This window comes from Kitasatospora sp. NPDC002543, from assembly GCF_053594915.1.
In genome coordinates, this window is record NZ_JBSFWR010000047.1 from 40,197 (window position 1) to 59,590 (window position 19,394).

20 protein-coding genes and 1 pseudogene are annotated in these 19,394 nt (G+C 71.0%); 14 read left to right on the top strand and 7 right to left on the bottom strand.

Going from position 1 to position 19,394, the window contains the following annotated elements:
• Window positions 1-219: 219 nt before the first annotated feature.
• From ACWD4P_RS20855 to ACWD4P_RS20870, 4 genes are all read left to right on the top strand, one after another.
• Window positions 220-762 carry a hypothetical protein gene (locus tag ACWD4P_RS20855; RefSeq protein WP_359825112.1) on the top strand — a complete coding sequence of 181 codons (543 nt, stop codon included), beginning with the start codon at window positions 220-222 and terminating at the stop codon, window positions 760-762.
• Window positions 763-1,420: 658 nt separating this feature from the next.
• Complete coding sequence (locus tag ACWD4P_RS20860) at window positions 1,421-1,675, top strand: hypothetical protein (protein WP_449780551.1); 255 nt, start codon at window positions 1,421-1,423, stop codon at window positions 1,673-1,675.
• 259 nt (window positions 1,676-1,934) lie between these two features.
• Window positions 1,935-2,336: a hypothetical protein gene (locus ACWD4P_RS20865; RefSeq protein ID WP_449780552.1), complete on the top strand. Its 402-nt coding sequence runs from the start codon at window positions 1,935-1,937 to the stop codon at window positions 2,334-2,336.
• Between the two features lie 375 nt (window positions 2,337-2,711).
• Window positions 2,712-3,128: a hypothetical protein gene (locus tag ACWD4P_RS20870; protein WP_449780553.1), complete on the top strand. Its 417-nt coding sequence runs from the start codon at window positions 2,712-2,714 to the stop codon at window positions 3,126-3,128.
• On the opposite strand, the gene ACWD4P_RS20875 is transcribed toward ACWD4P_RS20870, so the two are convergent.
• The 3 genes from ACWD4P_RS20875 to ACWD4P_RS20885 all read right to left on the bottom strand — a co-directional run bounded on the left by ACWD4P_RS20875 (window position 3,081) and on the right by ACWD4P_RS20885 (window position 4,314).
• Entirely contained in the window at window positions 3,081-3,308 is a 228-nt protein-coding gene (locus tag ACWD4P_RS20875; protein ID WP_359825141.1) for a helix-turn-helix domain-containing protein, read from the bottom strand. The two genes, ACWD4P_RS20870 and ACWD4P_RS20875, sit on opposite strands and share 48 nt — an antisense overlap.
• 125 nt (window positions 3,309-3,433) lie before the next feature.
• The gene (locus tag ACWD4P_RS20880) at window positions 3,434-4,024 is read right to left on the bottom strand and encodes an RNA polymerase sigma factor (RefSeq protein WP_359825102.1); all 591 of its coding nucleotides are present in this window, start codon (window positions 4,022-4,024) and stop codon (window positions 3,434-3,436) included.
• Entirely contained in the window at window positions 4,021-4,314 is a 294-nt protein-coding gene (locus ACWD4P_RS20885) for a hypothetical protein (RefSeq protein ID WP_359825100.1), read from the bottom strand. The genes ACWD4P_RS20880 and ACWD4P_RS20885 overlap by 4 nt, the downstream gene beginning before the upstream one ends.
• Window positions 4,315-5,054: 740 nt before the next feature.
• On the opposite strand from ACWD4P_RS20885, the gene ACWD4P_RS20890 reads away from it, so the two are divergent.
• Window positions 5,055-5,513, top strand: a complete 459-nt coding sequence (locus ACWD4P_RS20890) for an RICIN domain-containing protein (RefSeq protein ID WP_359825097.1) — start codon at window positions 5,055-5,057, stop codon at window positions 5,511-5,513.
• A 7-nt stretch (window positions 5,514-5,520) separates the two neighbouring features.
• On the opposite strand, the gene ACWD4P_RS20895 is transcribed toward ACWD4P_RS20890, so the two are convergent.
• Window positions 5,521-5,898, bottom strand: a complete 378-nt coding sequence (locus ACWD4P_RS20895; RefSeq protein WP_449780554.1) for a nuclear transport factor 2 family protein — start codon at window positions 5,896-5,898, stop codon at window positions 5,521-5,523.
• 248 nt (window positions 5,899-6,146) lie between these two features.
• On the opposite strand from ACWD4P_RS20895, the gene ACWD4P_RS20900 reads away from it, so the two are divergent.
• Entirely contained in the window at window positions 6,147-7,433 is a 1,287-nt protein-coding gene (locus ACWD4P_RS20900) for an IS256 family transposase (RefSeq protein ID WP_449780565.1), read from the top strand.
• A gap of 262 nt (window positions 7,434-7,695) precedes the next feature.
• On the opposite strand, the gene ACWD4P_RS20905 is transcribed toward ACWD4P_RS20900, so the two are convergent.
• Window positions 7,696-8,238, bottom strand: coding sequence for a hypothetical protein (locus ACWD4P_RS20905; RefSeq protein WP_449780555.1), 543 nt, complete (start codon window positions 8,236-8,238; stop codon window positions 7,696-7,698).
• Window positions 8,239-8,546: 308 nt separating this feature from the next.
• Between ACWD4P_RS20905 and ACWD4P_RS20910 the strand changes: the two genes are divergently transcribed.
• Window positions 8,547-9,119, top strand: a complete 573-nt coding sequence (locus ACWD4P_RS20910) for a hypothetical protein (RefSeq protein ID WP_449780556.1) — start codon at window positions 8,547-8,549, stop codon at window positions 9,117-9,119.
• Window positions 9,120-9,329: 210 nt separating this feature from the next.
• Window positions 9,330-9,452: a hypothetical protein gene (locus ACWD4P_RS20915; RefSeq protein WP_359821002.1), complete on the top strand. Its 123-nt coding sequence runs from the start codon at window positions 9,330-9,332 to the stop codon at window positions 9,450-9,452.
• A 511-nt stretch (window positions 9,453-9,963) separates the two neighbouring features.
• On the opposite strand, the gene ACWD4P_RS20920 is transcribed toward ACWD4P_RS20915, so the two are convergent.
• A complete protein-coding gene (locus ACWD4P_RS20920) occupies window positions 9,964-10,743 on the bottom strand; it encodes a hypothetical protein (protein WP_449780557.1) in 780 nt (259 codons plus the stop codon).
• A gap of 26 nt (window positions 10,744-10,769) precedes the next feature.
• On the opposite strand from ACWD4P_RS20920, the gene ACWD4P_RS20925 reads away from it, so the two are divergent.
• The 3 genes from ACWD4P_RS20925 (at window position 10,770) to ACWD4P_RS20935 (ending at window position 13,998) form a co-directional block, all read left to right on the top strand.
• On the top strand, window positions 10,770-11,477 hold the full coding sequence (locus ACWD4P_RS20925) for a hypothetical protein (RefSeq protein WP_449780558.1): 708 nt from the start codon (window positions 10,770-10,772) through the stop codon (window positions 11,475-11,477).
• A gap of 1,146 nt (window positions 11,478-12,623) precedes the next feature.
• On the top strand, window positions 12,624-13,427 hold the full coding sequence (locus ACWD4P_RS20930; RefSeq protein WP_449780559.1) for a hypothetical protein: 804 nt from the start codon (window positions 12,624-12,626) through the stop codon (window positions 13,425-13,427).
• 154 nt (window positions 13,428-13,581) lie between these two features.
• Window positions 13,582-13,998 carry a DUF5959 family protein gene (locus ACWD4P_RS20935; RefSeq protein WP_449780560.1) on the top strand — a complete coding sequence of 139 codons (417 nt, stop codon included), beginning with the start codon at window positions 13,582-13,584 and terminating at the stop codon, window positions 13,996-13,998.
• 66 nt (window positions 13,999-14,064) lie between these two features.
• On the opposite strand, the pseudogene istB reads toward ACWD4P_RS20935, so the two are convergent.
• Window positions 14,065-14,697: pseudogene (gene istB / locus ACWD4P_RS20940) on the bottom strand (IS21-like element helper ATPase IstB); the annotation flags it as partial.
• A gap of 77 nt (window positions 14,698-14,774) precedes the next feature.
• Between istB and ACWD4P_RS20945 the strand changes: the two are divergent.
• From ACWD4P_RS20945 to ACWD4P_RS20955, 3 genes are all read left to right on the top strand, one after another.
• On the top strand, window positions 14,775-15,863 hold the full coding sequence (locus tag ACWD4P_RS20945; RefSeq protein ID WP_449780561.1) for a Mu transposase C-terminal domain-containing protein: 1,089 nt from the start codon (window positions 14,775-14,777) through the stop codon (window positions 15,861-15,863).
• Window positions 15,864-16,021: 158 nt separating this feature from the next.
• Window positions 16,022-16,807, top strand: a complete 786-nt coding sequence (locus ACWD4P_RS20950; RefSeq protein ID WP_449780562.1) for an ATP-binding protein — start codon at window positions 16,022-16,024, stop codon at window positions 16,805-16,807.
• Entirely contained in the window at window positions 16,804-18,525 is a 1,722-nt protein-coding gene (locus tag ACWD4P_RS20955) for a helicase associated domain-containing protein (protein WP_449780563.1), read from the top strand. Before ACWD4P_RS20950 ends, ACWD4P_RS20955 begins: the two co-directional genes overlap by 4 nt.
• The last annotated feature ends 869 nt before the right edge of the window (window positions 18,526-19,394 follow it).

Consider the following 19,394-nt stretch of genomic DNA (forward strand, 5'->3'; position numbering starts at 1 on the left):
CCGGCTCCGGGCCCGGCAGCGGGCATCGCCGCCGTCCTGGACGCGATACGCCATGCCGCGCGGTGACACGCCACTCGGCGAGTCGGGCGGAGGAAGAGCGGTTCCCCCGCTGGGGGGAGCTGGCCCCTCCCTGCGGCGGAGGCCGCAACCGGAGGTGAGCTGGAAGGGTGGAGGCAATCGTGAGAAGCCCGATTCCCTTCTTTCCAGCGAGGATTGACCATGCGAAAGCTCACCACCGCCATCGCGCTCACCACTGCGACCGTGGCCCTCGCGGCCGGGGCGGTCGGCACCGCCGCGGCCGCCCCCGTACCGGCCCAGCACCTTGTGCTGTACAGCTGGACCCTGCTCAACGAGCACGGGCCGGGCCCCAACCCGGGCGAGCGGCTCACCGCGCGGGTCAGCGCCCGTACGGTCGACGGCCACACCCGGGGGCACGTCGTGGTGCAGCACGTGTTCGAGAAGACCGGCACCACCCGGGCCGAGTTCGACGTCGACTGCCTGACCGTCGACAGGAACGGCGCCGTCACCGTGACCGGGCCCATCTCGCAGACCGTGGTCACCCCGCTCGGGGGCGAGCCGTACCTCTTCGAGGAGGGCCAGCACCCCGAGGCCGGCCTGACTTTCTACCCGACCGACGAGCAGCGCCAGCGCCGGGTCGGCTGGAACCGAACCAACCCCCAGATGCACTCCGAAGTCGTCAAGTGCGGCGCGGTTCCGGCCAGCTTCTGGGTGATCGACGGCGGGACCTTCCTGCGTCGCTAGGAACCTGTCTCACCGCGGACGCCGTTCGCTGGCGCTTCCGCGCGGCCGCTGGTCGAGGTCGACCGTTCCACCATGGCCCCGGCCGACGTCGCCGCGAAGTTCAACTGCCTACCGCGAGCTGTTCCGCACCAGGGTCCGTGACAACGACCCGGCCCGCTCCGGCCGGGAGCCGGCCGAGCGGACGGTGCACTGGTGGCGCCGTACCTGGCCCGGCCACACCCGCACCGGATGCACCCCACCCGCCGCGGACACCCCCGCTTCCCCGCCAGTACTGGTCCTGGACCCCGGCGCGATTTCCGACCCCGTGGAGTGTGAGCGGGCCGCCGCCGAGGCCAAGCGCCGCCGGGCCTGGTGGCGCCGGTCCTGACCCGGCCCCACCCGCTGGCAGGCCGCTGACCTGCGCTCCCTCCTGTAGCGGCTGCCCCCGAAGCAGCAGGCAAGATCAGGTGAGCAGCCGTCACCCACGTCCCGCAAGAGCTGGCGTCACCGGTGACGCCACCCTCCTTCATGTGCGCGGGGCAGTCCGCGCTGCCCCGAACGCTGGACCCGACTCACAAGGTGTCCAACCCATCTGACCAGGAGGAAGATCAGCCGTGACCAGCACCGACGACCAGAACATCGACACCATGGGCGAGGCCTTCGCGGCCGGTTCCCGCTCGTGCTGTACCGGCACGACGGCGAGCTGGTGGTGCCCGCCGCCCACGTCATCGCACTGCTGCGCCACGTCGCCGAGACGGTGCGGATCCAGCGGACGCGGGGCGAGGTGCCGCTGGACCTGGTGACCACCGCTCAGATCTACACCGCTGTGGTGACCTGCGCCGCGGACCTCGACCCCGCGATCGCCGCCGCCGACGCGGACGGCGGACCCGCCGCGCCGGGCCTGCCCGGCCCTCCCGCAACGGTGGCCGCGTGACGACGCCCTACCGGGAGGTCGTGTCCGCGCCCCGGGCGTGGACACGGACGCTGTTGCTGCCGGCCGTCCCGGCCGACCGGGTCCGTGCGGCCCTCACCGTGCTGGCGCGGACCTGGCCGGTGGCGGCCGCCATCCCGGGCGTCGGCGGCGACCTGGTGACCGCGCTTGTGCCGCACCGGGACCCGAGGCGTACCCACGGAACACGGACCTCGGGAAGTGCGAGGCCGCCGCCGGCCTGCTCGTCGCGGCCACTGGCTGGATGCCGGCAGCCGCGGAACCGGTCGGCGGAGTGCTCGTCGCGCTCGGCCTGCGCGAGGGCTACGACCCCGCTGCCCCGGCTCACGCTCCCGACGAGGTCGCCGCCCACCTGCGCGCCGCCGCGGCCACGGGCTGGAGCTGCAGGCCGGCCCGGCTCGCGTCGGCCCGGCACCTCGACGGCACGGTCCGCTGGTACGAGGAGGACGGCATCCTCGTCCGACCGTACCCGGGCGTCCTGCGGCTGTTCACCGTCGGCGGCGAGCGGCCGGACCCCCACGACGCCACGATTCCAGCGCGCTGGCGACGGTCGGGTTCTCCTCCGGGATGTGCTGCAAAAGACCCCACGGCAGGTCAGCGGACACCGTCGTCTCCTTCATCGATCAGCAACGGCTCGGCCTGGTAGCGGAGTCGGCAACGGCAGTTGCGAATCGGCCCCGGCGGGGCGATCGTCGGCCCCGCGCTCGTGGGGTCAGCCGTCCGGTCGCTTGGGTCGCTGTGCGCGAGGCCGACACCGCGTGTATCGGCGGCGGCAGCGCCGGCTGGGGACCATCCCCGTAGACGTGGGGCCGGTTGGACCACCGTTCACCAGCTGGGCTGTGGTGTTGTCGGCCTCGTACGTGCGGGATGGCTCCCCACTCGACCGGCTCTGTTCGCGGTGGAGGTGGTCGGCTTCGCGCGCGGGGATAGCTTTACGGTCAGCGGCTGGCTGGGCGCCATCGGGCGCAGTCATCAACCACGGGGGCCGAATCCCGGCGGCGCCTGGTGGGCTGGGTGGACGGTGGGCGGGGGAGGGACCCGGAACGGTGACGTCCTCTTCCTGGACCCGCCCCCCGGCTTCACCGTCTACGCCCGCCTGGCCGTCGGTGAGGACGACGCACTCGCCGGCGCCATCACCGCCCAGCTGCGCTGCATCACCGAGCACCAAGCCCAGGGGCGCGACGCCGTGGCGGACCTGGTACCCGCCAAGCTTCGGGCCTGGTTCGAGCGCAACGGCTACGACCCGGTGGACTCCTGGCTCGAACAGAAGCTGTGCGACATCGTGCTCGACCGCGGGCGCGACCTGCTCGGGCTTGAGCTCCTCGCCCGCCTCCCTGGATGGGGAATCGCCCCGTCCGTGGGCCGGGGGCGATCGGTCGGCGGGGGCCGTTCAGGCGCGGGCTCGGGTGATGCCGGGGGCGTTGAGGTAGTCGAGTAGGGCCTGGCTGGGGATGCGGAAGGACCGGCCGGTCCGGATGGACGGCAGGTCGCCGGCGTGGACCAGGCGGTACACGGTCATCTTCGTCACTTGCATGACGACGGCGGCTTCCGCGACGGTCAGGAACGGAGCGTCGTCCGCTGGCGGGGGTGTGGCGGCGTGCTGCGTGGGCTCGTTCATCCAGGCGGTGAGCCGGTCGAGTTCCCGCTGGACGTCGGCCTCGCTCGGCGGCGGTACGGCCTGCTCGACGCGCCGGAGCAGGTCCGACAAAGGGTCGGTGTGGTCGGTGGAGTGCTGCCAGGTGGTCATGATGCCCTCCTCTTCTGTGCGGTGCCCTTGGCGGCGTCGGGCCGGGCGAAGGGGAGGTGGTTCCCGATCTCGCTGGTGAGCCGCCGGCGGGCCTTGTGGAGCTGGACCCGCACGGTGGCGGGTGAGATGCCGAGGCTGCGGGCGATCTCCGCCGGGTCCAGGCCCTCGCGCCAGGCCAGGACGGCGACCGCGCGTTGGGCTTCGGGCATGGCGGAGATCACCGCCCAGCAGCGTTCGAGCGCGTCCCGGGCCACGGTGACGTCCGCCGGGTCGTGCGGGGCGGCGGTGTAGTGCTCGCACACCTTGAAGTGCAGGTCGTCGAAGCGGACGTCGCGGCGCAGGTCGTCGATGAACCGGTTGCGGCTCACTGTCCTGAGCCACGCCTTCTGGCCGTCTGGCGAGCGGGAGCCCACCTCGTCCCATTTCAGCGCGGCCTGCTGGAAGGCGTACTGGACGAGGTCGGGGGCGTCCGCCGCACCGGCCAGCACCGTGGTACTGCGCAGCACGTCGCGGTATGCGGCGCGGTACAGCGCGGTGACGGCGTCGGCGACGTCCGCCGGGATCCGCCGGTTCTCCTGTGTCGTCACTTGGCTCCCTGGGTCTCGTCCGCGTCCGTTCCCCTGGTCGGCCCGGTGCCGACCCGGACCCGCATGCCGGGCCCGCCCATCCCGCTCTCCTGTTCCACGACGGTGCCCAGCGGCGACCGCTCGACCAACGCGACCAGGGTGCGCCGGCGCTGCCACTCGGCCAGCTGCCGCACCGCCACCCCCAGGACCCCGACCAGGGCCAGCACGATCCACGACGACTGGTGGGCGCCCAGCGCCACGAACGGCACCGCCGGGGTCCAGCCGAGCAGTTGGGTTACCTGACGCTTCATGACCAGCAGACGAACGGCAACGCCAGACCGTTTACATCCAGGCGGAAAAATGTTACGTGACATCAGGAGCTGCGGTTTCCCGCCTGGTCAGGGCGCTGCCAGGACCGCCACGGCCGGAGGCGGCGATCCCGGCACGCGTCCGGTGCGGCTGGCGGAGGCGGTGCGGGTGGTTGCCGCAGACTCGACGGCCTGGACCCGCAGGAGGTTGCCGTCCGGCTGGGGCGCAGCCGGGACCTGGCGGTGGTCCGCGCCGGTGTCGCCGCGCTGGTGGAACACCACCGCCTGGACGGCGGCACCGTCGCCGCGATCGCGGGGCTGCCCAACGGCCTGTGCGCCGCCGCCGACTGGCCCAGGGCGGTCCGCCCGGCCCGACGGCGCCACTCGCCCCCGGCTTGTCGCCCGGACCCCGGGCGGCGGCGCGGTTCTGGAGTACTCGTACGACCTGGCGGGGAAGGGCGTGCGGCACACCGTCGACCAGCTGGTCACCGCCCCGGACGGCCAGGTCTACGCCCTCCTCGTCCCTCGTCGCCGGCCCCGAGGCCAACTGGCCCACCCCGCTGCGCGACGCCCAGCAGTCCCTGGTCGCCACCTTCTGCCTCCCCGGCCACTGCCCGGTCGGCTCCCCCTGAGCGTCTGCCGCCCGTCATCGAAGGCGCGTACATCGATCGTTGACGCCGCGTAAATCACCCTCGGCCAGGCTCTGCTCACCAAGAGCTCGAAGATCGACTCGAAAGGGTGTCATGAAGAAGCTGCGACTTGCGGTCAGCGCCATCACGATGGCTGCGGGCCTCACGCTCGGACTGGCCGGCAGCGCGTCGGCCAGCGGGGTCTACAACCTCGTCAACGAAGGCACCGGGGCGTGCCTCGACAGCAACGACAACGGCGACGTCTACGTCATCTACTGCAACGGCGGCGCCTATCAGCGGTGGTCCTGGGACGGCGGCAGCACGGCCGGCAGCACCGGACGCCTGGTCAACGTGGCGACCGGTCGGTGCCTGGACAGCAACGAGTACGGAAACGTCTACACCCTGCCCTGCAACGGCGGCGCCAACCAGCAGTGGTCGGCCTACTTGAATGTGCCGGGCTGGGCCTACCAGAACAACGCGACCGGGCTGTGGCTCCACGCCATGGGACAGACGCGCATTCAAACCGACTCCGGGCGGTCGGCAGGCGTCTCCGGTTACGGATGGCACAACTGAGTAACCCTCACCAGGAGTTCCGTCTCTCGACCGTGGCCTCCAGCCGGGCGGCCACGGTCGAGAGGCGGCCCATCGCGTGGGCCACCCCGAGGCCGTCCACGTAGTCCCGGACGTGTACGAGGAGCCCGCGTCGGGCGCGCGTCACCAGCAGGCCCGGGCGGGCGAACGGCTTGCCGGTGCCGACGACCGTCCCGATCACCACGTGCTCGACGGTCAGCACCTCCGGGTCGGCCGCCGGGTGGACGGCGACCTCCCGGACCTCCTCCGGCCGTGCCGCGCTCGCGCCCCACGCCCCACGCCGCCCGGCACCCGGCCCGGATCTCCTCGCGCCCCACGTGCACCAGGCGAAGGACTTCCTGACGAAGGCCACGTACGGAGCGGTCATGGCTGCATCGCCGAGCGGGTGCGCGGGACCAGCCGGGACCGGATCGGCAAGCCGTTCGGCCTCAGCGCGGAGGAAGCGGAAGCACGGTGGGGCGGCCACGTCGAAGAATGGCGCCCCCGGACCAAGATTCAGAACGGCCTCGTCCGCAACCCCGCGAGCTACCTCGTCACGGTCGAAATCTGCCTGGCGGGGGTCTGTACAAAGAACGGTGTAACTCCCGATCAAGGAAGTAGCACCTGATGAAGGAAGTGACCGTCTCGGCCGAGGCCGTGGAGGCCGTGCGGCCGGCGGAGTTGCAGCCGGACGCCTTGGACGACCAGCTGATCGGCCAACTCGTCGACCGGGCCCGTGCGAGCGGGCTGCAGCTCACCGGCGCCGGAGGCCTGCTCCAGCAGCTGACGAAGAAAATCCTGGAGTCCGCGCTCGAGGGCGAGATGACGGACCGCCTCGGCTACGAGAAACACGATCCGGCCGGGACCGGCAGCGGGAACTCCCGCAACGGCACGCGGTCGAAGACCGTGCTGACCGAGGTCGGCCCAGTCGAGATCGACGTTCCACGGGATCGGGAGGGCTCGTTCGAGCCGCAGCTGGTCCGCAAGCGGCAGCGGCGCCTGTCCGGGGTGGACGAGATGGTGCTCTCGCTGTCCGCCCGCGGCCTGACGCACGGCGAGATCTCCGCGCACCTGGCCGAGGTCTACGGCGCCGAGGTCTCCAAGCAGACCATCTCCACCATCACCGACCAGGTGATCGAGGGCATGGCCGAGTGGCAGAACCGCCCCCTCGACCCGGTCTATCCGGTGGTCTTCATCGACTGCGTCCACGTGAAGCTCCGCGACGGCCAGGTCGCCAACCGGCCGATCTACGTGGCGCTCGCGGTCACGGTCGAAGGCACGAGGGAGATCCTCGGGCTGTGGGCCGGCGACGGCGGCGAGGGCGCGAAGTACTGGCTGCACGTCCTGACCGAGATAAAGAACCGCGGCGTCGCGGACGTCTGCATGGTCGTCTGCGACGGCCTCAAGGGCCTGCCCGATGCCATCGGCACGGTCTGGCCGCAGGCCGTCACCCAGACCTGCATCGTCCACCTGATCCGGGCCTCGTTCCGCTACGCGGCCCGTCAGGACTGGGACAAGATCTCCAAGGCCCTCAAGCCCGTCTACACCGCGCCGACCGAGGACGCCGCCCTGGAGCGGTTCGTCGAGTTCAGCGAGGCCTGGGGCAGGAAGTATCCGGCGATCGTGCGGCTCTGGGAGAACGCCTGGGCCGAGTTCGTGCCGTTCCTGAGCTTCGACATCGAGGTCCGCCGGGTCATCTGCACCACGAACGCAATCGAGTCCGTGAACGCCCGCATCCGCAAGGCCGTCCGCTCGCGCGGGCACTTCCCGAACGAGCAGGCGGCCCTGAAGTGCGTCTACATGGCGGTCATGTCTCTCGACCCGACCGGTGACGGCCGCAAACGCTGGATGACCCGCTGGAAGGCCGCGCTGAACGCCTTCGAGATCACCTTCGACGGCCGACTCTCCGCCGGCCTCCGCTAACTCAACCCAACCGAGTTACACCGTTCACTGGACAGACCCGACCAACGCCGCGCTGCGGCTGTGCTGGACGTGCCAGGGTTCGATCGGTGAGAAGGCTGGCTCGGAGCTGGAGCTGCGGAGAAGGCCGGCCCTGACCAGTTGGAGTGCCCGCAGTGCGCGGCCGATCGGCAGGTGGAGGAGATGGGCCCGCTGCCGCTCGCCCCGACGAAGCGGGAGCTGGTCGAGGCGCCGGCGTGTTCGCTGGTCGATCAGTGGCAGGTGGTTAGGCGGGGGTCCCCGGGATGCGCGTGATCCCGTCGTCGGTGATGACGAGGATGTCGCCGTCCTCGTTACCGGCGCAGTCCGGGCAGCAGTCCTCCGGCGCTGGCAGGCCGGCCTCGTATGGGTCGGGTGCGAGCAGAAGCCCGAGTGCCCAGACGCACGCTGTGCCGCGCTCCTCCACGGTCAGCTGCTCGCAGGTTCCGTAGACGACGTCGGTCGGGTGGCCGAACACCTGCTGGTAGACCTTCGCCATGCGGTTGAACGCGGCGGAGTCGGGACCGTTGTACTCCAGAAGTTCGTCCGGGAACCCGCCGTAGGTCTCGCTCATGATCAGGCACACCCAGCCTGCTAGGCAGGCGGTGGCCGCCGCGTCACGGGCGACGCGTCCCAGCAGCTCCCGCAGGCACTCATGGCAGTCGTCGATCGCCGCGTCGTACAGCGAGGCCACCGCGGCAGCGTCCGCCCGCTTCTCAGCGTCGTCGAGCGGGACCGAGAACCTCCGTACCCCGTCCCGACTGTGGTCGTGCGCGTGGTCCGTCTGCATCGGCATTCTCCTCGTCTCGAAGCCTGCCGCAAGCCTCCATCAACTGCCCCTTCTCCGTGGCGCCTTCCGGGACAAGTCCACCTGGCGGGGGATGAGGCCATCGAGTGCTCGACGTGCGTGCAGGCCCGCGCCGTGAAGGACTTGGGCCCGCTGATGCTGCCGGTCCCGTCCAAGCGTGAGCTGGTGGCTGCGCTGGTCTCCGCCCTGGACGAACCTGCACCTCGTCGAGGAGCGCGGCATGTGGGTCGTGCGGCTGCCCCGCGCCCTCGCGTGGGAGGCGAGCTGTTCGGCGTGGCATGCTGCTTGGCATGGTCGACACTCCTGATTTCGACGCCTCGGGCGGGACGTGGTCGTTCGCGACCGCACGTGAGCCGGCCGAGTTCCCTGCGGTCGAGGTCGAAGGCGTGCCCGGTGTCGAGCACGCCGGGGGAGCGGGCCGTACCCTGTGCGGGATCCGCGGCCGGTACCTGAAGCTCTTCCTGCACCACTTCCAGCCGCGGGCATTGGCCTCGTGCCGCAAGTGTCGAGCGCTGGCCGAGGGGGCGCCGTCCCAGCCATGCGGGCAGGAACGCCTGCACGACCTGCTTCTCCAGGAAGCCGAAGACGGGCCGCTGCGTACGGACCTGCTCGCCGCGCTGCGCCGGGGTGCGCGGATCGCGATCTGGATCACCGGCCCGGCAAAGGACCTCACCCGCTTCCACTCGCGGATCGACCGGATGACGGAGGCGGCCGGCCCGGCCGCCGAGGCGCTCGCAGCGGCCAAAACCTCCATCACACTGGCCCGTGTCGAGGACACGGACCGGCACTACCTCGTTGTCCTGTCGCCAGACGGCCGCGCCCGCATCGCGCGCGGAGCGGTGGCTGGCTCTCCTGTGGCTTAGCCCCTCCTCCGACAACACCAATCCTGCGGGGCGCTGCCGCTTCGTCCGGTCCGCGCGACCAACGCTGCGCTGCGCCCGTGCTGGACGTGCCGGGGCTCGATCGGGGGGAAGGAGGGCGCGGGGCTGGAGCTGCGGGAGAAGGCCGGCCCGGATCCGTTGGAGTGCCCCGAGTGCGTACAGGACCGCGCCGCGAAGGACTTGGGCCCGCTGGTGCTGCCTGTCCCGACCAGGCGCGAGCTGGTGGCCGCGTTGGTCTCCACTCCGGACGATCCGTGGTGGGAGGACCGCGTGGTGCACGCCAAGCTCTACCCGGCGAGGGGCCGCTGGGTGTGACCTGTTGTGTTGTGGGGTGTGGAACGGCCCCAAATGCTGGGTTGTCTGGACCTTTGGTTGGGCGGGTCGAGGTGTCCTGGAGGTGCTGTCGGGTGGCTGGTTTGGTGACTGTGTGTGGTGTTGGGTGGGGTCGGGGGTCGGGTCGTCCTGTTCGGTGGGTGGGCTCGGTGTTGTTGGTCTTGTTTTCGGGGTGAATTCCGCCGGGTATTCGGTGCTGCTGCTTTTATGGATTCGCTGCCTGCGGTGGTCTGAATTTGGGTTGGGATTGTGGTTGGCGGGGTGGTGGCGGGGGTTGGTGTTCGGTTTCGTCCGGGGGTGGAGCCGCTGGGCCCCGCCCCGTACGGGTCGTTCCGGCCGGGCTGCGCCGTCTGCTCGCCTTGCCGCGGTGCCGTCGCCGTCCCGCCGTCCAGGCCGCGTCGCCGTCGGGGTCATGCCCGCCTTGCTGTGCCGCTCGCTGGACAGGTGGGGGCCGTCAGGCCGCCGTGGGGCCCCGTCCCGGGTCGGCTGGCCGTCAGGCCGTCCTGGTGGGGGAGGTGGGTCCGCGGCCGGCGAGGTGGCGGGAGGTGAGTTCGATGTCCTGGAGCTGGGCGGTGGTCAGGCGTCGGGTTTCCCAGATGACCGTGGCCAGGTCCGTGGCCCGGGTGTGGAGGGGTGGCAGGTCGTCGGGCAGGCGGATGCCGCCGAGCGCTGCGAGGTCGGGGGCGGGGATACCGACCACTCCGGCGAAGCCGGCTACCAGCTCGGGGGTCGCTTCCACGGCGCCGCGGCCGATCCCGCCGATGGTGGACGGTGACAGGTAGATCCGTCCGTCGGTGACCGCGTACAGGGCCCTGACCGTGGACGTCCAGGTGAGGTTCCGGCTGTGAGCGAGCTCCAGGAGCACCGCGCCGAAGCCCGGCTCGTACCGGTGGTGCGGCCGGTCGACCCCACCACGCCCCTCACGCCGCACCAGGGGCTGCGCCCGGATCGCGTCCAGCAGCGGTCGCCGGTTCTCGGCGGGCATGACCATCGTGTTGTAGACGACGGCGCTGATCGACCAGTTCGGGTTCCGGGTGGTCGGTGTCAGGTCGTCGGGCACCGGTTGTCCGGCGAGAACGAACAGGTCGGCGGCGTGCAGGCCGAGTGCTGGTCCGAGGTCTCCCAAGAGCCGTCCGGTCGGCGGTTGCCCGCCGAGCACGGCTTGCAGCTCTGCAGGGTCGATGCCGGCCGCTGACGCAAGCGTGGCGGAGTCGAGCGCCCGGTGGCCCGTCAGGCGCGCCAGCAGCGCGCCGAACCGTAGTAGGCCTGCCATGCCGTCAGCCTACCGACGGCCTGCAGGTGCTGGCTGTCCTGGGGCACCGTCTGGAGCTGCAGGTATCCGTGCTGGTCCGGGCCGCTGTCGGGGCCGGCCTTCTCCTGGTGGTGTGTTCGGCGGCCTGCCGTCCGGGCCGTTCGGCCCTGCTGCGCCCCGCCTTGTCGGTGGTGACGGGCAGAGTGTTGATCATGTTTATGGGATGGTGGCATGTCCGGCCGGACGAGGAGCGCGTGCAGTGGGCGCTGGAGCCGTTCGCGGCGGTGGGGCCGTTGCGCTTCGGGATGGGCGCTGACGAGGTGACGCAGGCCCTGCTCGGTGTCACCGGGGATAGCGAGCACCGTACGTGGGTCGGCGGGCGCGGCAACAATACGTGGAGGGTCTCGGAGGGCCGGTGCAGGGAGTTCGGCCTGCATCTTTACTACCGGGACGGCCGGCTGTCCGGTATCGCGGTCGACGCGTTGCGCGGGCCGCAGGTCACCGCCGACGGCACCGCGCTCGTAGGCCGGGTGCCTTCCGCGCTGGAACAGTGGATGTGCGAGCGCGCCGAGACTCGGCCCGATGAGCTCGCCTACATGAGCGCGGGCGTGCCCTCCTCGAAGTCCCTCGGCGTCGTGATCAACGTCCAACGGGAGGGCGACCACCTCCTGACCCGGCCGGTGTTCTACCCCGCCGAAGCGCTCGACGACCTTCCTCACTGGCTACCGCAGAGGGCCTGGCAGATCCACGACTGACGGGACAGCCGGGCTGCGCCCCGCTGTCCCGCTGCGTCCGACGTGGCCGTCGTGCGCGTGCCTGTCCTGGTGGTGTCCCGCCCGAGGTCAGTGCCGACGACGGCTAGGAGTCGGCGGTCCTGGCGGTTGTCCTGCCCACCGTGCCCGAGCCCGCCGTGGTGGTATCCCTGCCCGCCAGCGCCTGCCCGCGGCCCGGCCCTGGTCGGCCGCCAGGCCGTCCTGCTGCGCCCGACGTGGCCGTCCCGGCCTGCCGTGTCCGCGCCCGCCCTGGTGGTGTCCCGCTCGCGGCCGGGGCTGCCCGTTGCTGAGCCCTGGTGGCTGCCCTGGTCCGGTGTTCGGTTTGGTGTCGCTGCTTCGGGAATTGTCCGGGTGATGCTGGGCCGGATTTCCTGGGTGGTCGGGAAGGGCGGTCGCTGTGTCGGTCTGGGAGGGCCGTAGGCCCCTTTTCGAGGTGTCCGAACTCGATTCCTTGTCGCTGTGCCTCCGAGTGGGTTCGGATTGCCGCTCGAAATGGAGTTGGAGGGAATTCCTATTCCCGCCGCTGGTGCGGCCTGATAGAGCAGTGATGGACGGTCTCCATGAGGTTGTCCGTTCGTCTCCAGCGTCCGCCAGGGGATTGTAGAATGGATCTGTGTGAAAGCCATTTAAGCGCCTCCGAAAACGCTGCCGGATTCGCTTCGGAGTCCGTCCGGGGGTCTGTGGTTGAGGGCCCGTCAGGGGCCGCCGTGCGGGGCGTCCGTGAGGGCCTGCCACCCGGGTGGGGAGGCCCGAGCCGGACCGGCGTCCCGAAGGTGCTTCCCGAGGGCCGCAGGCCCCGCCCCGGGGACGGAGGACGGGGCCGCGAACCCAGCAACCACAAGGCGAAACCGCCCCCGAGCACCCCACCGGCCGGGACCGCGGGAGGGCCCCCGGGGGTGGGGTTGTGACTGCGAATCTGTTGTTTGTTGTCACTGGGGGATCAGCTGGTGTCACTAGCCCCTGTTGACGGCGGCGTGTGGGGGCGGGGGAGTCGTGGGTGTCACCGGGGTGCGGATGTGTGGTGACATCAGGAGACGCCGCCAGGTGACATCATGATGCAGATCGCTTTGCCAGCCAGCATGGCGGGCTCCAGCCCTGGATGCCGGGTGGCCGGTGTTCAATACCGGGGTGGTGGACTGGGCACGCATACGTGACAGCAGTTTCGATGTCGATCGCGTCCCGGTGCTTCTGGCGCGGCTGGAACGCCGGGACGACGCGGATGCGTGGCAGGAGCTGGGCTGGCGGCTCGTCCTTGAGGGCGACCTGGTCTTTCCGGCCGGCTTCGCCGCCCTGCCGCAGCTGGTGAGCCTCGCGCCGCGCAGCGCGCAGGCGCGCGCCTTGACGGGGCGGATCCTCGAGCGCGCGGCCGGGCACCACGGCTGCGACGACCTGCTGGCGGACTGCGCCGGCACGATCGCGGAGTTCGGCGAGACGCTGGACCGGCACCTGCGGTCACGGCCGACCGACTATCTCGTCTCCTTCCGTGCTCTGCTCGCCGTCGTGCAGGAGTACCACTGGGCGAACGCTCTGGAGGGCTTCACGGATGACATCTACGAGCTGGAGTGCCCGCACTGCGCTGCGGGGATGAAGATCGCCGTCGGCCGGTTCGGGTGCTACTCACAGGTGTGGGACGGCGACGAGGAGCTGCGACGGGAACTGCGACCGGCCGTTGCCGAGGAGCTGACCGGGACCGGCCGGTGGATGTACCGGACCGCGGTCCGCGACGGGCAGAAGGCGCTCGCCGACGGGATCGCCCACCTCTTCGGCGAGGCGGAATGCCCGGTGTGCGCCAGTGTCTTCAACATCGCGGACGAGTACACCCACGCCAACCGTCCGGCCGCATTCATCGATCGGGTTCCCTCCTCGGCCCAGGACACCGGAGCGGGCGCATCCCCCAGCCACCCGGCAGGCGGTGTCTGGCTGCGTAGGTGAGAGGTGACAGCACTTATCGACGAGTTTGGGCAGCAGGTGGTGATCAACAGGCCGCGGAATATCGGCCAGACCTGACAGCACCCAGGCTGGGGGCGGGCGTGTCGGTGGCCTCCGGAATGATGCCCCTTATTCGAGGCCGACGAGAGGGACTGTGATGGATGACGACCTTGGCGACCTGATTCACCTCGCTGATCCGCCGGGAACGAGCGGTCACGTGGTCTCTCTCCGGGTGCTGGAGCGGGTCCCGGGCAGCGACTTCCTCGACTGCGAGTTCGTTGTGGAGACCGAGACCATCAACGGCAGCTTCCCTGTCGGCATCACGTCCGATGACCTCGACGCGTGGGAGGAAGCCCTCGACAAGCTCGCTGATAGTCGGTTGGTCTCGTGGCTGAACTCCGGTCGGTCGGTCCAGCTCGGGATCAAGCCGTTGCGGCCTGGTGTGATCGGAGTGTCGATCCATGACGGTCCGTCGTCGCAGGTGACGGTCAGCCTTCCTCTCTTGCCGCCAGCCGGCTGGATCGAGGATCACCGTGCGCGTCTTGAGAACGTGCGGCGGGTGCTCGCGGGCTGACCTCCCGGTGCGGTGTTCGGGCTCCCGCCCAACGATCTCCCCGAACACCGCACTCAGTTGCAGTTGTCAGCCGACCGTTTGCTGTTCGGCGCGGGCGCGGGTGGTGGCGAGACGGTAGGAGTCGGTGCCGGTCTCGATGATGTTGCCGCCGAAGGTGAGTCGGTCGACGATGGCCGCGCAGAGACGGGGGTCGGTGAAGGTCTTGGTCCAGCCGCCGAAGGACTCGTTGGAGGCGATGGCGACGCTGTTCTTCTCCTCGCGCTCGGTCAGGACCTGGAACAGCAGTTCGGCGCCCCTGCGGTCGAGTTCCATGTATCCGAGTTCGTCGATGCACAAAAGGTCGACGCGGCCGTAGCGGGCGATGGTCTTGGCGAGCTGCTTCTCGTCGGCGGCCTCGACGAGCTCGTTGACGAGCTTGGTGGCCAGCACGTACTTGACCCGGAAGCCGGCCATCGCGGCCTCGGTGCCCAGCGCGATCAGCAGGTGGGATTTGCCGGTTCCGGAGTCACCGATCAGGCAGAGCGGCAGGCTCTTCTTGATCCACTCGCAGGTGGCGAGGGTGTGGATCATCGCGGGGTCGATGTTCGGGTTCGCGTCGAAGTCGAACTTCCGCAGCGACTTGTCGCGGGGGAATCCGGCGGCCTTGATCCGGCGCTCGGAGCGGCGCCGGGCCCGGTCGTCGCACTCGGACATCAGCACGCAACGCCTGCTGGGAGGGCGATCACAAACACGTCCCGGTCGAGGTCGAGCTGAACGGCGAGCTGGTGTGCCCGTGGGTGACCTGGTTCATCGACTGCGCCACGAATGCCGTCACCGGCGCCGCGATCACCCCGCACACCCCGTCCCGGGACGCGATCCTGGCAGCGCTGCGCACCGCGATCTCCCGCGACGAACCCGACGGCCCTTACGGGCCGGTCGGCGGCCTGCCGGCCCTGGTGCGCATCGACCGGGGAAAGGACTTCCTCTCCCGTACCGTCACCGCCGCGCTCGGCGCTCTCGCCATCCCCGTGCACGACCTGCCCGCCTACAGCCCGCACCTGAAAGGCACGGTCGAGAACCTCAACCGGTGCGCGGAACGGATGCTCTTCGCCTCGCTGCCCCGCTACACGCACGCCCCCACACCTTCCGTCCGCCGCCGCGCCCGGACCAAGGACGCCACGGCGCCGCTGACGTTCACCGCGTTCGTGGAACTGCTCCTGGGCTGGGTCAACTGGTGGAACACCGAGCACACCTCACAGGCCCTGGCCGGCCGCACTCCGCTGCAGGCGTGGCTGGAGGACCCCACCCCGATCGAGGATCCGAAGCAGGGGCAGCTGTGGGCCTTCACGCTCGAGGACGACGGCCGTGCCCGCACGCTCACCAGCAGCGGCGTGTACTGGCGGGGCCGCTACTACGTCGGCGACTGGATGCAGGGCCTGGCCGGCGACGGGATCAAGGTCCGCATCCGGTTCCTGCCCCACCACTCCCACGAGATCGAAGTCGTCGACGCGGTCACCGGCGCCCGCCTGGGCGCCGCTCACCTGGCCGACGCGGCCACCGACGAGCAGCGGGCCGCCGTACGCCGCACCAGATCGGCCGAGCAGCGCCGTCTGAAGAAGGCACTGGCCGCCGCCGAAAAGCTCCGCACCGAACGGTACGCGGCCGTCACCACCCCCCGAACCCCCGAGCCACTCCAGACGCTGACCGCGGCGCAGGCCGCGGCCGAGCTGGAGGCGGCCGACGGCCGGGACCTTCAGGCGCTGGCCTTGCCCGGGCTGCTCCCGCACGCCCCGGTTCCGGACGGCTGGGTCCTTCCCCGCGCCACCACGCCCGCCGAACCCGATCCCGCCGATGACAGACACCCGGCACCGGCACCGCCAGCCTGAACCACCCACTGCGGTCGCAACCCGGACCCAGGCCCTGCCAACAGGACAGCTCTCGCCTGACCCACCGCCGCGGCCCGGCCCGCGCTGGCGTTCTCACTCGCTCCACCGGCCCCTCTGCCTGCCCGTTCCCATCTCTTGAGTCCGTAGGAGCCAGCACCGTGACCACCGCACCCGCCGTCCGTCCCGGCATGCTGCCGCCGGAGCGCGCCGACCACTACCTGCACTTGGAAGGCGCCTGCACCGTCGCCACCGAGACGCTGCGCACCGCCCGGGACAACATCGCCGCCACCCTCGAAGCCCGCGCGATGATGTGCATCACCGGCACGGCCGGCAACGGCAAGTCCCTGTCGGTCAACGCCTCGCTGCGCCTGCTCGCACCGCACAACTCCTACCGGATCGCCTTCCGGGCCCGGCCCACCCCGCGCGACATCCGCCACGAACTGTTCCGCGCGCTCGGCCTGCCCGGCGATCCGCCCGCGCGGCCGATCGAGTTCGACGCCGTCCTCAAGGACGCTCTCGCCCGCGGCTTCCACGTCCTGGTCTGCGACGAGGCCCAGTGGATGTCGAGGGAGTGCTTCGAGTACTGGCGCTACCTCTGGGATGACCCCTCAACCGACATCGCCGTCGTCTTCGCCGGCGGCGACGGCTGCGCCAAGGTGCTGCGCCGCGAGCCGATGCTCGCCTCCCGTATCTACATCTGGCAGCGCGCTGTCCCGCTCACCCTCCCGGAAGTCCTGGCGACGATCCCGGCCTTCCACCCGCTGTGGGAAGACGTCGATGCCGATCTGATCGCCCTGGTCGACAAGCAGGCTGCGCACGGCAACTTCCGCGCCTGGGCCCGCATCACCAAACTCGCCACCGACGGTCTCGCCGCGCAGGGCCGCACCCGCATCGACGAGCAGCTGCTGTGCCAGGTCTACGACCGCATCGGCATCGGGCAGTGAGCCCGCACCCGGCGCCCGGTGTCACCCTCGCCCTGGATGTCGGCGACGACGTGACATGCACCAGGGCAGCGCTGGCCGCCCACCACCCGGCCACCGGCCGTATCACCGTCCACCCGACGCCGGGCACCACCCGCGCCGACGACCTCGCCCACGACATCCTGGCCGCCCTCGGCAAGCCCTACACGCCACCCGGCCCCTGGAGCAGAGCCCACGGCTCGCTGTGGGCGGCCGCGGCGGCCTGGATCCTCACCACCTCCGTCCACCATCTGACCATCCTGCGGGCCCACCTCCTCGCTCCGACCACCTGGCGCCTCCTGCTGGACCTGCAGCAACGCACCGGCATCCACCTGACCATCGTCTGCCACCGCACCCCACCGCCCGCCCTCACCGCAGCCCTGCATGCGACCGCGCACACGACCACCACCGGCCTCTCCCCGCGCCCCCTGCCCGGCCGCCCCGCACCGGGCCCGCCGCTCCCGCCCATCCCACGCGCCTCCGGCCTCAACTGGCTGACCATCCCGGCCCTGGCCCGTCTCGCTCTGTCGGACATCCCCGAACCCCCCTGCACCTGCACCCCCGTTCCGCCCAGCATCATCAGCCACCCCCCGTCCGATGGCCTTCTCCACGAGGCCGTCGAGCGCATCCACCGCCTCGCCCACCCCCAACACGCCGCAGCCCTCGCGACCGCCCTCGTCACCGGCGCACCCTTCCACCACCTCGCGACCGCCACCCCGGCCGACTACCACCCCACCCGCGCCACCCTCACCCTCCACGCCCCGCCCCACGGCCGGACCCCCGCCCGCTGCGCCACGCACCGCCCCCCACCCTGGGCCAGCCCCCTGCTGGACGCCGCCGCCCACTACCTCCGCCTCACCAGCACCGGAACCCGCCTCCTCGTCCCGCCCGAGCATGCCCTGGCGCCTCTGCTGCAGAGCGCCGAGCACTGCCGCCTGCGCCCACCCCAGCACCCCCACCCCGCCGAGCACCCCGCCCGCTACGCCTTTGCGGGTGCGCTGCCGGACGGCCCCGACTGGACCGCTTTCGTCGACGTCCTCGACGTGCCACCGCACCTGACCGACGCAGTCAGGTGCCGCCGCAGACTCGAGGAAGACGGCCCGCGCTGGCGCGAGTGGGAACGCATGTACGCCGAGGCAGCGGCCTTCCACGCCGAACACCACCACCTGGACCCCACCGACCCCGGCCACGATGGCCCCCTGATGGCCTGGATCACCAGGCAGCGCCACCTCAAGGGCTGCGGCGAACTCGCCCCCGCCCGCATCGCCGAACTGGACGCACTCGGCATGATCTGGTCGAAGAACGCGGGCGCCTGGGAACGCGGCCACGCCTACGCCCGCGCGTGGGCGGCCCGCGCCGGCCATCTCGCCATCCCCGCCAAAGCAACGTTGGACGGCTACGCCGTCGGCTCCTGGATGCGCCGCCAGCGCAAAGCTGACAACCTGACCGACCACCAGCGCCAGGCCCTCGACGCCCTCGACCCGCTCTGGCAGCTGGAGCCCGACTGGAACCGCTCCTACCGCCGCCTGACCGCCTACCTCGCCGAGGGCGGCACCCTCATCGGCCCGGCCAACCGCACCGGGCACGCGAGCGACCCCCACTTCCGCCCTGGATCCTGGCTGAGCAAGCAGATGCGGCACGCCTCCGCCAGGAAGCTCAACCCGCAGCAGATCACCCTGCTGAACGCCCTCACCACCCGCTGACCGGCGTCAGCCGCCGCCCTTGGTGTAGACGGCGCCTGCCCCGACTGTCCACCCCGCTGGTCTGCTGAGTGAACAGAGGCCGTCAGTCCGCTACTCCCGGTTGTCGGCCGTAGGCCGACCAGAGCTCACCGTGCTGCGGCCTGTTCCTGCGCCCCCGTCCGAGCAGTCGCCCGTCAGGCCGTTGTGGAGGAAGCCTGCCGTGGCCTGGGCAGCTGCACGCCGGTCTGAAGCGCTCTTGGGGAACCCAAAGCGGCCAGGGCTCACCATCCCCGCAGCGGACGGCAAGCGCTGCCGCCCGCTGCGCCCGTGCGGTCCTGGCAGACTGACGGGCCACCAGGCTCTGCAGGGGGCTGCCAGCGTCCTGGAGAAGGCCGGCATTCGGTGCCCGCAGGGCACCGGATCCCTTTGAAATAGGCGCTGCCCCTGCCCGGATCGAAGTGAGAGCCATTTCCTGAATTTCGCGCCATATCGTCAACGCAGGAGTCAGCGCATTCCCCTCCCCGCAGGGGAGGGGGCATTACCGGAAATATGCGCCACATCGTCAACGCGCCCTATGGCGGGCCGTCAGGCCCGTGCCGTACCGACACCGGCCACCCCACACAACTGAGGCCCCGTTAGGGGCCATCACCCCCACACCAATTCGCCGCAGGCGAATGCCCCAACCACCCTCGCCCGGCGCAGCCGGGCCCCCGAGGCGCAGCCTCGGGCCACCACGCACGGTGACGCCGCCAGGCGTCACCCCCGCACCTGGCGGTGCGTCAGCACCGCCGCATTTCCGCCAGGAAATGCCCAAGCCTGCGGCTTGGCGACAAATCCCCTTAATCGAATGCGTGTTCAATATGCTGGTTCCCGTGCCATGCGTATGTCGC

Excerpts from the sequence above, each read along its gene's own strand:
- ACWD4P_RS20885 (WP_359825100.1), bottom strand. The coding sequence starts at position 4,314 with ATGAAGCGTCAGGTAACCCAACTGCTCGGCTGGACCCCGGCGGTGCCG.
- ACWD4P_RS20855 (WP_359825112.1), top strand. The coding sequence starts at position 220 with ATGCGAAAGCTCACCACCGCCATCGCGCTCACCACTGCGACCGTGGCC.
- ACWD4P_RS20890 (WP_359825097.1), top strand. The coding sequence starts at position 5,055 with ATGAAGAAGCTGCGACTTGCGGTCAGCGCCATCACGATGGCTGCGGGC.
- ACWD4P_RS20905 (WP_449780555.1), bottom strand. The coding sequence starts at position 8,238 with ATGCAGACGGACCACGCGCACGACCACAGTCGGGACGGGGTACGGAGG.
- ACWD4P_RS20895 (WP_449780554.1), bottom strand. The coding sequence starts at position 5,898 with ATGACCGCTCCGTACGTGGCCTTCGTCAGGAAGTCCTTCGCCTGGTGC.
- ACWD4P_RS20875 (WP_359825141.1), bottom strand. The coding sequence starts at position 3,308 with ATGAACGAGCCCACGCAGCACGCCGCCACACCCCCGCCAGCGGACGAC.
- ACWD4P_RS20935 (WP_449780560.1), top strand. The coding sequence starts at position 13,582 with ATGGATGACGACCTTGGCGACCTGATTCACCTCGCTGATCCGCCGGGA.
- ACWD4P_RS20910 (WP_449780556.1), top strand. The coding sequence starts at position 8,547 with ATGGTCGACACTCCTGATTTCGACGCCTCGGGCGGGACGTGGTCGTTC.
- ACWD4P_RS20865 (WP_449780552.1), top strand. The coding sequence starts at position 1,935 with ATGCCGGCAGCCGCGGAACCGGTCGGCGGAGTGCTCGTCGCGCTCGGC.
- ACWD4P_RS20920 (WP_449780557.1), bottom strand. The coding sequence starts at position 10,743 with ATGGCAGGCCTACTACGGTTCGGCGCGCTGCTGGCGCGCCTGACGGGC.